General features: G+C 33.5%; 14 protein-coding genes. 2 read left to right on the forward strand and 12 right to left on the reverse strand.

All coding sequences use genetic code 11. From position 1 onward, the window contains the following. Positions 1–210: 210 nt before the first annotated feature. The 9 genes from JBKA6_RS05585 to JBKA6_RS05625 form a co-directional block, all read right to left on the reverse strand. Positions 211–1,368, reverse strand: a complete 1,158-nt coding sequence (locus JBKA6_RS05585; protein ID WP_096686668.1) for a hypothetical protein — start codon at positions 1,366–1,368, stop codon at positions 211–213. Between the two features lie 37 nt (positions 1,369–1,405). Continuing rightward, a complete protein-coding gene (locus JBKA6_RS05590; protein WP_157776965.1) occupies positions 1,406–2,584 on the reverse strand; it encodes a hypothetical protein in 1,179 nt (392 codons plus the stop codon). A gap of 34 nt (positions 2,585–2,618) precedes the next feature. Continuing rightward, positions 2,619–3,782 carry a hypothetical protein gene (locus tag JBKA6_RS05595; protein WP_157776966.1) on the reverse strand — a complete coding sequence of 388 codons (1,164 nt, stop codon included), beginning with the start codon at positions 3,780–3,782 and terminating at the stop codon, positions 2,619–2,621. A gap of 35 nt (positions 3,783–3,817) precedes the next feature. Then, on the reverse strand, positions 3,818–4,918 hold the full coding sequence (locus tag JBKA6_RS05600; protein ID WP_096686675.1) for a hypothetical protein: 1,101 nt from the start codon (positions 4,916–4,918) through the stop codon (positions 3,818–3,820). Positions 4,919–4,951: 33 nt separating this feature from the next. Next, positions 4,952–6,115, reverse strand: coding sequence for a hypothetical protein (locus tag JBKA6_RS05605; RefSeq protein WP_096686677.1), 1,164 nt, complete (start codon positions 6,113–6,115; stop codon positions 4,952–4,954). A 33-nt stretch (positions 6,116–6,148) separates the two neighbouring features. After that, on the reverse strand, positions 6,149–7,264 hold the full coding sequence (locus JBKA6_RS05610; RefSeq protein ID WP_096686679.1) for a hypothetical protein: 1,116 nt from the start codon (positions 7,262–7,264) through the stop codon (positions 6,149–6,151). A gap of 37 nt (positions 7,265–7,301) precedes the next feature. Continuing rightward, positions 7,302–8,474 carry a hypothetical protein gene (locus JBKA6_RS05615; RefSeq protein WP_096686681.1) on the reverse strand — a complete coding sequence of 391 codons (1,173 nt, stop codon included), beginning with the start codon at positions 8,472–8,474 and terminating at the stop codon, positions 7,302–7,304. Positions 8,475–8,507: 33 nt separating this feature from the next. Then, positions 8,508–9,506, reverse strand: coding sequence for a hypothetical protein (locus JBKA6_RS05620; RefSeq protein ID WP_096686683.1), 999 nt, complete (start codon positions 9,504–9,506; stop codon positions 8,508–8,510). A 337-nt stretch (positions 9,507–9,843) separates the two neighbouring features. Next, a complete protein-coding gene (locus JBKA6_RS05625; protein ID WP_096686685.1) occupies positions 9,844–10,308 on the reverse strand; it encodes a hypothetical protein in 465 nt (154 codons plus the stop codon). Between the two features lie 101 nt (positions 10,309–10,409). Here JBKA6_RS05625 and JBKA6_RS07955 point away from each other — a divergent pair, with 101 nt between their 5' ends. Both JBKA6_RS07955 and JBKA6_RS07960 read left to right on the forward strand, forming a co-directional pair. Continuing rightward, complete coding sequence (locus JBKA6_RS07955) at positions 10,410–11,120, forward strand: transposase (RefSeq protein ID WP_096686687.1); 711 nt, start codon at positions 10,410–10,412, stop codon at positions 11,118–11,120. 122 nt (positions 11,121–11,242) lie between these two features. Then, positions 11,243–11,710 carry a transposase gene (locus tag JBKA6_RS07960; protein ID WP_096686689.1) on the forward strand — a complete coding sequence of 156 codons (468 nt, stop codon included), beginning with the start codon at positions 11,243–11,245 and terminating at the stop codon, positions 11,708–11,710. Positions 11,711–11,900: 190 nt separating this feature from the next. Here JBKA6_RS07960 and JBKA6_RS05640 read toward each other — a convergent pair whose 3' ends face one another. From JBKA6_RS05640 to JBKA6_RS05650, 3 genes are read right to left on the reverse strand one after another with little or no spacing between them, the layout of a single operon-like run. Next, positions 11,901–12,470 carry a hypothetical protein gene (locus tag JBKA6_RS05640; RefSeq protein WP_157776968.1) on the reverse strand — a complete coding sequence of 190 codons (570 nt, stop codon included), beginning with the start codon at positions 12,468–12,470 and terminating at the stop codon, positions 11,901–11,903. Positions 12,471–12,507: 37 nt separating this feature from the next. Continuing rightward, complete coding sequence (locus JBKA6_RS05645; RefSeq protein WP_096686693.1) at positions 12,508–13,608, reverse strand: hypothetical protein; 1,101 nt, start codon at positions 13,606–13,608, stop codon at positions 12,508–12,510. A gap of 37 nt (positions 13,609–13,645) precedes the next feature. Further along, entirely contained in the window at positions 13,646–14,821 is a 1,176-nt protein-coding gene (locus JBKA6_RS05650; protein ID WP_157776969.1) for a hypothetical protein, read from the reverse strand. Positions 14,822–14,826 lie beyond the last annotated feature (5 nt).

Raw genomic sequence — 14,826 nt, forward strand, 5'->3', positions numbered from 1 at the left:
TGTCAACGACCTAAATGAATAACTAAGCCAGTGACCCCAAACTAAAGAGCTAAGGTAGTAGCTTTATTTTAATTTAGAAGTTTTTTATTTATCCCTTGAACTAAAATGGACATAAAAAAATCCCCCAACTTTTAGCTAGGGGATCGAAAAAGGGGCAAAAAAGCCCCTTTTGATTTTAAAATAATTAATTCAATTTTTGAATAATATTAACTAGCTAGGAGCTTGAGCGTTAATAGTTAATTTATAATGTTTTTTAGTCGTTCCATCTTGTGCTACTACTGTGAATTTGTATTCACTTTTTTTGGTAGACCCTTCAGCATTACCTTTAAGATTTTGACCATCAGTAGTAGATTTTGTGTTTCCAGTAATTGGATTAACGCTATTACAGGTAAAAACGTTACTAGTGTCACTAGTAGGATAAGGTATATCGCCAATCTCAATAAAAGCCCCATCTGGAAGTTTTAAAGCATCTGCTTTGAAATAAGTAGTAGCATTAGCTCCATTAGTTTCTGGAAGTTCACCATTTGCAGAATCATCATTACTGCTGCTGCTGCTACCTTTCCCTATTCTAAGCTGAAATTCAAAGGGTTTAGCCTCTGTACCGTCTTTATCGCCACCAGAAGGCGACACATAATGAGCTTTTACTATTGAGTTAGCTGTTCTAGCTGTTGTAAGTGTTCTAAAATTAGCAATCACATTAACTCCAGTACCAGCAACAGTAAATTTAAAATCATCTGGTTTTATCTCACATTTGTCAGATTTAGTTTCTGAGAACTTAAGAACTACGGTATATTCTTTTACAGAAATAGGGTCATTAGCAGTAGCTCCAGGTTTAGTGAATCTAAAAACTTTTTTAGTAGATGCAGCGCTTAATTTCTCCTTAGTAAGCTCCGTTATAGGTACTTCAAAAGTAATATCCGCAGTAGTACCGTTGATAGTAGTCTCCCCTAATTTAACGCCTTGAGCAGCAGATTTAAAAGTAATAGTAGCCGTAGCACTAGCCTTACCTGTTAAGTTTGTAAACTTTGAGTTAAACGGAAGTTTTATATTTATGATACTATCTCCTACTATATCTGCTGTTTCAATCAAAAACATAGCTGGATAACCGTTGTCGGTTTCACTATCAGTTTTAGTTTTGTTCTTATCCCTAGCAGGAGTTCTTGTAATAAATAACTTTTCATAAAACTCGGAAACATTAGTTTCTTTTAGATTTTTAGCTTTCTCAAATTTCAGAGAAGTAACTACTAAGTCTAAAGCTTTTAAGTTTTGACCTTCCCTAGGGTCTTCAGATGGTTTAGAACAAGAAAAAACCACAAGACCAAGAGTCAGTAATGATAAAATGTTTTTAAATATTTTGTTTGTTTTCATAATTTAAATAATTAATTGTGATTTTGAATAATACTAATTACGTACCAGTAGGAGCAGTAGCATTAATTGTTAATTTGTAGTATTTTTTAGTCGTTCCATCCTGAGCTACTACTGTGAATTTGTATTCACTTTTTTTAGTAGATGCATCAGTATTACCTCTAAGATTTTGACCATTGTTAATAGATTTTGTGTTTCCAGTAATTGGATTAACGCTATTACAGGCAAAAACATTACTATCGGCACTAGCAGGATAAGGCGTATTGCCAACTTCAATATAAGCCCCATCTGGAAGTTTTAATGCATCTGCTTTGAAATAAGTAGTCTCAGTGGCTCCAGTAGTTTTTGGAAGTTCACCATTTTCAGAGTCATTGCCATTATTAGTGGTGTCGGTACTTTTGCCTATTCTAAGTTGAAATTCAAATGGTTTAGATTCTGTACCATCATTAGCATTACTGGTGGTAGTATTAGCAGCAGCATAATGAGCTTTAACTATTGAGTTAGCTGCTCTAGTTGTGCCAGTAATAGCTCTAAAATTATTAATAGCGTTAATTCCATTGGAAGCAACAGTAAATTTAAAATCATCTGGTTTTATCTCACATTTGTCAGATTTAGTTTCTGAGAACTTAAGAACTACGGTATATTCTTTTACAGAAATAGGGTCATTAGCGGTAGCTCCAGGTTTAGTGAATCTAAAAACTTTTTTAGTAGATGCAGCGCTTAATTTCTCCTTAGTAAGCTCCGTTGTAGGTATTTCAAAAGTAATATCCGCAGTAGTACCGTTGATAGTAGTCTCCCCTAATTTAACGCCTTGAGCAGCAGATTTAAAAGTAATAGTAGCCGTAGCATTAGCCTTACCTGTTAAGTTTGTAAACTTTGAGTTAAACGGAAGTTTTATATTTATGATACTATCTCCTACTATATCTGCTGTTTCAATCGAAAACATAGCTGGATAACCGTTGTCGGTTTCACTATCAGTTTTAGTTTTGTTTTTATCCCTAGCAGGAGTTCTTGTAATAAATAACTTTTCATAAAACTCGGAAACATTAGTTTCTTTTAGATTTTTAGCTTTCTCAAATTTCAGAGAAGTAACTACTAAGTCTAAAGCTTTTAAGTTTTGACCTTCCTTAGGGTCTTCAGATGGTTTAGAACAAGAAAAAACCACAAGACCAAGAGTCAGTAATGATAAAATGTTTTTAAATATTTTGTTTGTTTTCATAATTTAAATAATTAATTGGAGTTTTTGAAGCCTACTAACTAGGAGCGTTAGCGTTAATAGTTAACTTGTAGTATTTTTTAGTCGTTCCATCTTGAGCTACTACAGTGAACATATAACTATGAGCGTCAGTTGCAGTAGAAGAATATATTTTAAGCTGCTGACCATCAGTGCTTGAACTAGTATTTCCAGTAATTGGATTGACACTATCACAAATTATCTTATTACCAGTAGCAGTAGTAGGACAAGCAGTTTTACCAACCTCAATATAAGCCCCATCTGGAAGTTTTAATGCATCTGCTTTGAAATATTGGCTAGCAGTAGCTCCAGTAGTAGCTACAAGCTCCCCATTTGCAGAGTCGCCAGCAGTAGTAGCATCTTTACCTTTTCTAAGCTCAAACTCAATTGCATCAGTTTTACTTGACCCTCTCTTACTGCTATTACCAGTAACATAATGCGCAAATACTTTATCACCAGCTGCTTTAGCAGTAGAATTAACGCTTCTAAAAGAAGCTGTGAGATTAGCCGCACCAGAAGTAGCAGTATTAACTACAAACCCAAAAGCATCTTGTTCTATAGTACATAGATCAGATTTAGTTTCTGAGAACTTAAGAACTACGGTATATTCTTTTACTGAAGGAGCGTCTGTAGGAGTAGCTCCAGGTTTAGTAAATCTAAAAACTTTTTTAGTAGATGCAGCGCTTAATTTCTCCTTAGTAAGCTCCGTTGTAGGTACTTCAAAAGTAATATCCGCAGTAGTACCGTTGATAGTAGTCTCCCCTAATTTAACGCCTTGAGCAGCAGATTTAAAAGTAATAGTAGCCGTAGCACTAGCCTTACCTGTTAAGTTTGTAAACTTTGAGTTAAACGGAAGTTTTATATTTATGATACTATCTCCTACTATATCTGCTGTTTCAATCGAAAACATAGCTGGATAACCGTTGTCGGTTTCACTATCAGTTTTAGTTTTGTTTTTATCCCTAGCAGGAGTTCTTGTAATAAATAACTTTTCATAAAACTCGGAAACATTAGTTTCTTTTAGATTTTTAGCTTTCTCAAATTTCAGAGAAGTAACTACTAAGTCTAAAGCTTTTAAGTTTTGACCTTCCTTAGGGTCTTCAGATGGTTTAGAACAAGAAAAAACCACAAGACCAAGAGTCAGTAATGATAAAATGTTTTTAAATATTTTGTTTGTTTTCATAATTTAAATAAATTAATTGGAGTTTTTGAAGCCTACTAACTAGGAGCGTTAGCGTTAATAGTTAACTTGTAGTATTTTTTAGTCGTTCCATCTTGTGCTACTACTGTGAATTTATAACTAATAGAGCTAGTAAAACCTTTAAGGTCTGTTGTAGTAGCGTTAGCAGTTCCACCTGTTATAATTCCAGTAATTGGATTGACATTATTACATTCGCTAGTAGTGCAAGCATCAGTACTAGTTCCAATTTCAATAAAAGCACCATCTGGAAGTTTTAATGCATCTGCTTTGAAATAAGTAGTAGCATTGGCTGTTTGCTCAAGCTCTCCCATTGTAGAGTCATCACCAGTACCAGTATTCTTTTTAGTTCTAAGCTGAAATTCAAATGGTTTAGCCTCTGTGCCGTCTTTATCATTATTATTAGGAGCAACATAATGAGCTTTTACTATAGTGCCAGCTTCCCTGGCAGGTGAAGTAGTTCTAAAAGAGCCTACAATATTATGTGTAGTATCAACAGTAAATTTGAAATCATTTTGTCCTATAGTACAAAGATTCGAAGGAGCATTATGAACAAATACCACTTTAAAAGATTTCTTAATAAGAACATTACCATCTTTGTCTTTTCTTTTGATTTCTAAAACTTGGCTAACACCACCTGTACTTTTTATTAACTCACTATGAACCAATTTAGTGCTAATAGGATAATCAAAAGGAGCGGTAGAATCTGTTAATTTTTTGTCTCCTAAATAAACATTTTCACCAGGTTTTTTATTAAGAGTAATTGTAGCTGTTAGTGTTGCAGCAGTACTTATGTTTAATGTTTTATCAAATGGCACTGTTACTTTAATAACAGTATCACCTTGAATAACTGCAGGAAATTCTGTATCTAAGTCAGCGTATGTAACAGCAGGAGTCTTTTTTACAAAAAGAGCTGCATAAGCAGGAGTAGCGGTATTAGGGTTTGTTGCAGTGGTGCTATTTTTAGCTTTTGTAAATACAATGCGTTTAATGTTCGCAATTGTGTTCTGTATAGCTTCTTCCTCTGTTTTAGGTCCTTCACTTGGTTTGTTACAAGAAAAAACTACTAATCCAAGCGTTAGTAATGATAAAATGTTTTTAAATACTTTGTTTGTTTTCATAATTTAAATAATAAATTGTGATTTTGAATAACACTAAGCACCAGTAGGAGCAGCAGCATTAATTGTTAATTTATAATATTTTTTAGTCGTTCCATCTTGTGCTACTACTGTGAATTTGTATTCACTTTTTTTAGTAGATCCCTCAGCATTACCTTTAAGATTTTGACTATTAGTGCCGCCAGTAATTGGATCAACACTATCACAAATAAAAACACCACTATTTTCAGTAGTAGGACAAGCAGTTTTACCAACTTCAATATAAGCCCCATTTGGAAGAATTAAAGCATCTGCTTTGAAGTAAGTAGTAGCAGTAGCTCCATTAGTTTTTACAAGCTCTCCATATTTAGAATCATCAGATTCACTGTCCTTGCTATCTTGTCCTATTCTAAGCTGAAATTCAAATGGTTTAGCCTCTGTACCGTCTTTATCACCATTAGAAGGAGCCACGTAATGAGCTTTAACTATTGAGTTAGCTGCTCTAGTTGTGCTAGTAATAGCTCTAAACGAAGCTGCAAGGTTAAAATTAGCACTAGCAACTTTAAATCCAAAATCAGTAGGTTTTATAGTACAATCTTGAGATTTAGTTTCTGAGAACTTAAGAACTACGGTATATTCTTTTACAGAAATAGGGTCATTAGCTATAGCTCCAGGTTTAGTGAATCTAAAAACTTGTTTAGTAGATGCAGCTTCTAATGTCGCCTTGGTAAGATCTCTTGCAGCTACTTTAACAGGAAGCTCTGCCTCTGTTCCTTTAATAGGAAGCTTTTTGCCGTCTTTATCTTCTAAGAAAACATCAACAGCAGATTTAAAAGTAACCTTGGCCTTAATAATTATATCCGTTGATAATGCTACAAAATTTGGGTTATAAGGAAATTTTATAAAAATAGTGTCTCCTTTTATATCCCCATCTTTAGCTTCAAACTTATCTGGATAACCGTTAGAACCTTCGTCGGCAGCTAATTTTTTGTCTCTAGCAGGAGTTCTTGTAATGAAGAGCTTTTCGTAAAGCTCAGATACTTCAGTCTTTCCACTATTTAGATTTTGAGCTTTCTCAATCTTCACAGAAGTAACTTCTAAGTCTAATGTTTTTGAGTTTTGATCTGCCTTGGGGTCTTCAGTTGGTTTATTACAAGAAAAAACCACAAGACCAAGAGTCAGTAATGATAAAGTATTTTTAAATATTTTGTTTGTTTTCATAATTTAAATAATTAATCGTGATTTTGAATACTACTAACTAGTAGGAGCAGCAGCATTAATAGTTAACTTGTAGTATTTTTTAGTCGTTCCATCTTGTGCTACTACTGTGAATTTATATTCGACTGCTGTACCAGATGTAGAATGACCTTTAAGGTCTGTCTGACCAACTGTAGCGGTAGTTGTTCCACTCTTGATTCCAGTAATTGGGTTGACATTGTTACAATCATTAGTATTGCAAGCAGCAGTGGTAGCATCAACTTCAATATAGGCTCCATCTGGAAGTTTTAAAGCATCTGCTTTGAAATAATCGGTATTACCAACTCCAGCAGCAAGGAGCTCGCCAGGAGTTTTACTGCTATCTGCACTCTTTCTAAGTTGAAATTCAAAGGGCTTATCCTCTGTCCCTTTCCTATCTTCACCAGTAGGAGTAACATAATGAGCTTTTATTGTAGTGTCAGCTGTAGGGGTAACAGCATTTGTTCCCACTGGAGTAAAGTTAGTAATGGTGTTAATACCACTGGCAGCAATAGTAAATTTAAAATCATCTTGTCCTATAATAGCGTTATCCGAAGGAATATCATGAACAAAGACCACTTTAAAAGATTTCTTGATTAGAACATTGCCATCTTTGTCTTTTCTTTTGATTTCTAAAACTTGGCTAACACCTCCTGTACTTTCTATTAAATTGGCATGAACCAATGTAGTGCTAATAGGATAATCAAAAGGAGCGGTAGAGTCTGTTAATTTTTTGTCTCCTAAATAAACATTTTCACCAGGTTTTTCATTGAGAGTAATTGTAGCTGTTAGCGTTGTAGCAGTATTTATATTTAATGTTTTATCAAATGGCACAAGTACTTTAATAACACTATCTCCTTCAATAACTGCATCAAATTTTATATATATATCATCAGTGTATGGAAGAGCTGGGGTCCTTTTTACAAAAAGAGCTGCATAAGCAGGAGTAGCAGAAGTGTTTTCTGTTGCGCTATTTTTCTCCTTTTTAAACACAATGCTTTTAATATTCGCAATTGCTTTCTGTATATTTTCTTCCTCTATTTTAGGTCCTTCACCTGGTTTGTTACAAGAAAAGATCACCACCCCAAGAGTTAGTAGTGATAAAAGGTTTTTAAATATTTTGTTTGTTTTCATAATTTAAATAATTAATTAATCGTGATTTTGAATAATACTAATTACTACCAGTAGGAGCATCAGCATTAATAGTTAACTTGTAGTATTTTTTAGTCGTTCCATCTTGTGCTACCACTGTGAATTTGTATTCACTTTTTTTACTAGATGCATCAGCATTACCTTTAAGATTTTGACCATTAGTAATAGATTTTGTGTTTCCAGTAATTGGATTAACGCTATTACAGGCAAAAATATTACTATTAGCAGTAGCAGGATAAGGCGTATCGCCAATCTCAATAAACGCCCCATCTGGAAGTTTTAATGCATCTGCTTTGAAATAAGCAGTAGCTTCAACTCCAGTAGTTTTAAGCTCGCCATCCGTAGTATCAGTAGGGGTTGGAGTACTAGCAGTACTTTTAGCCTTTCTAAGCTCAAACTCAAATGGTCTGGTTTCTGTGCCATCTTTATCATTGCTATTAGGAGCAACATAATGAGCTCTAACTATATCGCCTGTTGTTTTAGTTGCTCTAAAAGAAGCTATAAGATTAGCATTACTAGTACCACCAACTTTAAACCCAAAAGCATCTGGTTCTATAGCACATAGATCAGATTTACTATCTGAAAACTTAAGAACTACGGTATATTCTTTTACAGAAATAGGGTCATTAGCTATAGCTCCAGGTTTAGTGAATCTAAAAACTTGTTTAGTAGATGCAGCTTCTAATGTCGCCTTAGTAAGATCTCTTGCAGCTACTTTAACAGGAAGCTCTACCTCTGTTCCTTTAATAGGAAGCTTATTGCCGTTTTTATCTTCTAAGAAAACATCAACAGAAGATTTAAAAGTAACCTTAGTCTTAATAATCATATCCGCTGATAATGCTACAAAATTTGGGTTATAAGGAAATTTTATAAAAATAGTGTCTCCTTTTATATCCCCATCTTTAGCTTCAAACTTATCTGGATAACCGTTAGAACCTTCGTCGGCAGCTAATTTTTTGTCTCTAGCAGGAGTTTTAGTAATAAAGAGCTTTTCGTAAAATTCAGAAACCTCAGTTTTCTTTGACTCATTTAGATTTTGAGCTTTCTCAATCTTCACAGAAGTAACCTCTAAGTCTAATGCTTTTGAGTTTTGATCTGTCTTGGGGTCTTCAGATGGTTTAGAACAAGAAAAAACCACAAGACCAAGAGTCAGTAATGATAAAGTATTTTTAAATATTTTGTTTGTTTTCATAATTTAAATAATTAATCGTGATTTTGAATACTACTAACTAGTAGGAGCAGCAGCATTAATAGTTAACTTGTAGTATTTTTTAGTCGTTCCATCTTGTGCTACTACTGTGAATTTATATTCGACTGCTGTACCAGATGTAGAATGACCTTTAAGGTCTGTTGTAGTAGTGTTAGTGGTTCCGCCAGTTTTAACTCCAGTAATTGGATTGACATTACTGCAAGGAGTAGTAGTGGTACTACCAGAACAATCAGTAGTGCCTAGTTCAATATAGGCTCCATCTGGAAGTTTTAAAGCATCTGCTTTGAAATAATCGGTATTACCAACTCCAGCAGCAAGGAGCTCGCCAGGAGTAGTTTTGCTACTGTCACTCTTTCTAAGCTGAAATTCAAATGGATTAGACTCTGTGCCATCTTTAGTGCTACCATTAGTAGAAGCAACATAATGAGCTTTTATTATACTACCAGCTGTAGGAGCAGTAACAGAGCTTGTTGCCACTGGAGTAAGGTTAGTAATAGTGTTAATGCCACTGGCAGCAATAGTAAATTTAAAATCATCTTGTCCTATAATAGCGTTATCCGAAGGAATATCATGAACAAAGACCACTTTAAAAGATTTCTTGATTAGAACATTGCCATCTTTGTCTTTTTTTTTGATTTCTAAAACTTGGCTAACACCTTCTGTACTTTCTATTAAATTGGCATGAACCAATGTAGTGCTAATAGGATAATCAAAAGGAGCGGTAGAATCTGTTAATTTTTTGTCTCCTAAATAAACATTTTCACCAGGTTTTTCATTTAGAGTAATTGTAGCTATTAGCGTTGCAGCAGTACTTATGTTTAATGTTTTATCAAATGGCACTGTTACTTTAATAACAGTATCACCTTGAATAACTGCAGGAAATTCTGTAGCTAAGTCAGCATATGTAACAGCAGGAGTCTTTTTTACAAAGATTTTTAGCTTTTGTAAATACAATGCGTTTAATGTTCGCAATTGCTCTCTGTATAGCTTCTTCCTCTGTTTTAGGTCCTTCACTTGGTTTGTTACAAAAAAAAACTACTAATCCAAGTGTTANTAATGATAAGATGTTTTTTTAAAAATTTTTTTTCATTTTTTTGAAATTTTTATAATTATTAAAAAAGACGAATGCCCTTAATAGCTCAATTAAAACCATTGATCACAAGAAAATGATTCAATCAAATCTCTATTTAGATAAAAACCAAATCAAAGAACTAAGTTAGTAGCTTTATTTTAATTGAGAAGCTTTTTTATTCATCAGCTTATAAAATAAGCCACAAAAAAATCCCCCAACTTTAAGTCAGGGGATTAAAAGACAAATCATTAAAGTGATTTCGTTTTATCTCGTTTCTTACTAAGAATGTGTATACGTAAATTTATAGAACTTCTGTGTTTCCCCATCTTGGGCTACTATTTTAAAATATATACTTTTAGTAGCGGGAGAAGAGTCAATAGTAATACCCTCTTCTATTGGATTTTTTATGTGTGAAGAATTAGATGATTCAGCTGCATCATTCTCAGTAGATATAGTAGCTCCATTTGGAAGAATCATGCCGTCAACTTTAAGAATATCATTTGCTGCGAGGCCAGAAGAAGAATCTGTTGCGTGATCAGCTTTTTTGAATTCATATTCTATAGGGGTAGCGTTTGTATCTCCGTTACCAGTGGATTGTTTGGAAGTTAAAACTAATACACCACTAGTTAACTGATCATTCTTAATTTTTCCATTCCCATTGTTATTACTAGTATCACTAGCTTTTTTAAGAGCAAACTTTGTTATATCACAAAGATTAGAAGGAGTATCATGAATAAATACCACTTTAACCCAGATTATTCATAGTTACCCTTTAAATATTGCGCATAAAGTGTTAATTTTAAGGCATTAAAGTCCAAAGAAACATACTTTAATATAGCCCAAAAATGAGGAATAAAAACACATTATTTTATAGAGGGAAAACTTCTGTTGAGTTAACTTTTTCATCATCAGAAATTAGCTCTGATGGATCTTTAATCATGCTTGAAAAACTAGAAAGAGATCATAGATTGATTCATTATTACAGTAAACTTTTGCCTGATACTCGAGACTCTAGATTTATTACTTATACCAGAAAGCAACAGTTAAAACAAAGGGTTTATATGATCATGTTAGGCTATGAAGACGCCAATGATGTTAATCATTTACATAACGATCCTTTATTCAAAGATGTTCTTCAAGGTGATTTGGCTTCTCAACCTACTATATCAAGATTTGAGAATAGCTTTGACAAACAAGCTGTTTTTAAGTTTTGTGATGCGTGGTTATACAAATATGTTTCAAGTTTATCTGATCGTAAGAGAATAGTTATTGACGTAGATTCAACTGATGATCCAACTCATGGCAGTCAACAATTGTCAATGTTTAACGGTTATTATAGTCAATTCATGTACAATGAACTATTTTTTCATGATGGAAAAACAGGACAGATTATCCTTCCTGTACTCCGCCCAGGAAATAGTCATTCTAATAAATGGTATGTGAGTATTTTAAAGCGAATAATTATCAAAATACGTGAGAGTCACCCAGAGATGGAAATAATTATTAGAAGTGATAGCGGCTTTAGTTGCGCTCCTTTTTTACCAATTAGTAGATGATTTTGATTTACTATATGGACAGGCATAGCGAGCAATGAAGTTTTAAAAAGAAAGGTATCTTGGTCAAAAAAATGCTGTAAAAAAAATGTATTTAGATCAGGGAGAGAAGCACCAACATTTTTATGAGTTTTACGTACAAAGCCAAGAGTTGGCACAAGCCTCAACAGTGCTATTCTAAAGTTGAGAGTACAGGATTAGGGATGAACATAAGGCATTTTTCTAGTAATCTTCCCCAAAAGGATGCTAGAGAAATTTACTTTGACTTTTATGTGAAAAGAGGTGATTCAAGTGAAAATAGAATAAAAGAAGTTAAAAATATGTGTTTTTCTGATCGTTTGTCAAATCATAGTTTTCTTGCTAATTTTTTTCGACTTATGATGAGTAGTCTTGCCTATGAAATGTTTTTATTACTGAAACAGAAGATAAAGAAAACAAGATTTGAAGTAGCAAAAAAATGGTTAATCAGTTCGATTAGAACCTATCTTCTCAAGGTAGGAGCAACGATTAAAATTACCAAAAGGCGAATCTATGATCAGCTATCTAAATCTTTTGTTTACAAGGGTTTATTTCGGGAAATTATTACCCAGTAACGGTTGTTTATTTGTGAAATGAACAACCTTGGGATAGTTACGCCTTGTCGTTAAAAAACCATGTAAAAACACCAAAAAAGAGCATTGTCATCCTAAAAAAAGGTGCAAAAAAACGACAAAGAAGATGAGTTCTCTTCGATTAGTAAAAAAGTTAAGGAAAAAATATCACGTCTAATCTATTTTAGTATGACTATGAATAATGCGGGTTAAAAGATTTCTTGATTAGAACATTGCCATCTTTGTCTTTTCTTTTGATTTCTAAAACTTGGCTAACACCTCCTGTACTTTCTATTAAATTAGCATGAACTAATGTAGTGCTAACAGGATAATCAAAAGGAGCGGTAGAATCTGTTAATTTTTTGTCTCCTAAATAAACATTTTCACCAGGTTTTTTATTAAGAGTAATTGTAGCTGTTAGTGTTGCAGCAGTACTTATGTTTAATGTTTTATCAAATGGCACTGTTACTTTAATAACAGTATCACCTTGAATAACTGCAGGAAATTCTGTATCTAAGTCAGCGTATGTAACAGCAGGAGTCTTTTTTACAAAAAGAGCTGCATAAGCAGAAGTAGCAGTACTAGCAGGGGTTCCTGTACTATTTTTAGCTTTTGTAAATACAATGCTTATAATATTAGCAATTGCTTTTTGTATATCTTCTCCTCCTGTTTTAGGTCCTTCACCTGGTTTATTACAAGAAAAGATTATCGACCCAAGCATTAGTAATGATAAAATGCTTTTAAATATTTTGTTTGTTTTCATAATTTAAATAATTAGTTGTGATTTTGAATACTACTAACTAGTTAGGAGCATCAGCATTAATTGTCAATTTATAGTATTTTTTAGTCTTTCCATCCTGAGCCACTACAGTGAATTTGTATTCTAATTTGTTAGTACTAGTGCCATGTCCTTTAAGTTGTTGACCATCAGTGCCGCCAGTAATTGGATTTACACTATCACAAGTTATCTTATTATCAGTAGCAGTAGTAGGACAAGCAGTATTACCAACCTCAATATAAGCCCCATCTGGAAGAACTAAAGCATCTGCTTTGAAATAAGCAGTAGCAGTGACTGCTTGCTCAAGCTCTCCCATTGTAGAATCATCACCAGTACCGCTAGTCTTTTTAGTTCTAAGCTGAAATTCAAATGGAGCAGAACTTGAATTAGTAGTGCTACTAGTAGGAGTAACATAATGAGCTTTTACTACATCACCAATTGCTCTAGCTTTTGGACTAGTAATAGTTCTAAAGGAACCTACAACATTGTGAGAAGAAGCAACAGTAAATTTAAAATTATCTGGTCCTATAATAGCGTTATTCGAAGGAGCATCATGAATAAATACCACTTTAAAAGATTTCTTAATAAGAACCTTGCCATCTTTGTCTTTTCTTTTGATTTCTAAAACTTGGCTAACACCTCCTGTACTTTCTATTAAATTGGCATGAACTAATTGAGTGCTAATAGGATAATCAAAAGGAGCGGTAGAGTCTGTTAATTTTTTGTCTCCTAAATAAACATTTTCACCAGGTTTTTCATTAAGAGTAATTGTAGCTGTTAGCGTTGCAGCAGTACTTATGTTTAATGTTTTATCAAATGGTACTGTTACTTTAATAACAGTATCACCTTGAATAACTGCAGGGAATTCTGTATCTAAGTCAGCATATGTAACAGCAGGAGTCTTTTTTACAAAAAGAGCTGCATAAGCAGAAGTAGCAGCACTAGCAGGGGTTCCTGTACTATTTTTAGCTTTTGTAAATACAATGCGTTTAATGTTCGCAATTGTGTTCTTTATCGCTTCTTCCTCTGTTTTAGGTCCTTCACTTGGTTTGTTACAAGAGAAAACTACTAATCCAAGCGTTAGTAATGATAAAATGTTTTTAAATATTTTGTTTGTTTTCATAATTTAAATAATTAATTGTGATTTTGAATACTACTAACTAGTTAGGAGCAGCAGCATTAATTGTTAGTTTATAGTATTTTTTAGTCGTTCCATCTTGTGCTACTACAGTGAACATATAACTATGAGCGTCAGTTGCAGTAGAAGAATATATTTTAAGCTGCTGACCATCAGTACTTGAAGCTCCATTTCCAGTAATTGGATTTATACTACCACAAGTAATAACATTACTAGTAGCGCTAGTGGGACAAGCATTTTTATCAACCTCAATGAAAGCCCCATTTGGAAGTTTCAAAGCATCTGCCTTGAAATATTGGTTAGCAGTAGCCCCATTTTCTACAAGCTCCCCCTCTGTAGAATCAGGATTGGTATTAGTAGCACCAGATTTCGCCTTTCTAAGCTGAAATTCAAATGGTTTAGCCTCTGTGCCGTCTTTATCATTGCCATTAGGAGCAACATAATGAGCAAATACTTTATCACCAGCTACTCTAGCTGTGCTAGTAGTTCTAAAAGAAGCTTTAAGATTAGCCGCATCAGAAGTAGCAGTATTAACTACAAACCCAAAAGCATCTTGTTCTATAGTACAATCTTGAGATTTAGTTTCTGAGAACTTAAGAACTACGGTATATTCTTTTACAGAAATAGGGTCATTAGCAGTAGCTCCAGGTTTAGTGAATCTAAAAACTTGTTTAGTAGATGCATCTTCTAAGGTTTTTTTAGTAAGATCTTTTGCAGCTACTTTAACAGGAAGCTCTACCTTTGTTCCTTTAATAGGAAGCTTTTTGCCGTTTTTATCTTCTAAGAAAACATCAACAGAAGATTTAAAAGTAACCTTAGTCTTAATAATTATATTCGCTGATAATGCTACAAAATTTGGGTTATAAGGAAATTTTATAAAAATAGTGTCTCCTTTTATATCCCCATCTTTAGCTTCAAACTTATCTGGATAACCGTTAGAAGCTTCGGTGGCAGCTAATTTTTTGTCTCTAGCAGGAGTTTTAGTAATAAAGAGTTTTTCGTAGAATTCAGAAACCTCAGTTTTCTTTGACTCATTTAGATTTTGAGCTTTCTCAATCTTTACAGAAGTAACTTCTAAGTCTAATGCTTTTGAGTTTTGATCTGTCTTGGGGTCTTCAGATGGTTTAGAACAAGAAAAAACCATAAGACCAAGAGTCAGTAATGATAAAGTATTTTTAAATATTTTGTTTGTTTTCATAATTT

This window comes from Ichthyobacterium seriolicida, assembly GCF_002369955.1.
Lineage (GTDB): Bacteria > Bacteroidota > Bacteroidia > Flavobacteriales > Ichthyobacteriaceae > Ichthyobacterium > Ichthyobacterium seriolicida.

What these genes read in the sequence shown, in the direction of transcription:
- JBKA6_RS05590 (WP_157776965.1), bottom strand. Translation starts at nt 2,584, where the DNA reads ATGAAAACAAACAAAATATTTAAAAACATTTTATCATTACTGACTCTT.
- JBKA6_RS07960 (WP_096686689.1), top strand. Translation starts at nt 11,243, where the DNA reads ATGAGTTTTACGTACAAAGCCAAGAGTTGGCACAAGCCTCAACAGTGC.
- JBKA6_RS05645 (WP_096686693.1), bottom strand. Translation starts at nt 13,608, where the DNA reads ATGAAAACAAACAAAATATTTAAAAACATTTTATCATTACTAACGCTT.
- JBKA6_RS05615 (WP_096686681.1), bottom strand. Translation starts at nt 8,474, where the DNA reads ATGAAAACAAACAAAATATTTAAAAATACTTTATCATTACTGACTCTT.
- JBKA6_RS05610 (WP_096686679.1), bottom strand. Translation starts at nt 7,264, where the DNA reads ATGAAAACAAACAAAATATTTAAAAACCTTTTATCACTACTAACTCTT.
- JBKA6_RS05585 (WP_096686668.1), bottom strand. Translation starts at nt 1,368, where the DNA reads ATGAAAACAAACAAAATATTTAAAAACATTTTATCATTACTGACTCTT.
- JBKA6_RS05640 (WP_157776968.1), bottom strand. Translation starts at nt 12,470, where the DNA reads ATGAAAACAAACAAAATATTTAAAAGCATTTTATCATTACTAATGCTT.
- JBKA6_RS05595 (WP_157776966.1), bottom strand. Translation starts at nt 3,782, where the DNA reads ATGAAAACAAACAAAATATTTAAAAACATTTTATCATTACTGACTCTT.
- JBKA6_RS05650 (WP_157776969.1), bottom strand. Translation starts at nt 14,821, where the DNA reads ATGAAAACAAACAAAATATTTAAAAATACTTTATCATTACTGACTCTT.
- JBKA6_RS05605 (WP_096686677.1), bottom strand. Translation starts at nt 6,115, where the DNA reads ATGAAAACAAACAAAATATTTAAAAATACTTTATCATTACTGACTCTT.
- JBKA6_RS05600 (WP_096686675.1), bottom strand. Translation starts at nt 4,918, where the DNA reads ATGAAAACAAACAAAGTATTTAAAAACATTTTATCATTACTAACGCTT.
- JBKA6_RS07955 (WP_096686687.1), top strand. Translation starts at nt 10,410, where the DNA reads ATGAGGAATAAAAACACATTATTTTATAGAGGGAAAACTTCTGTTGAG.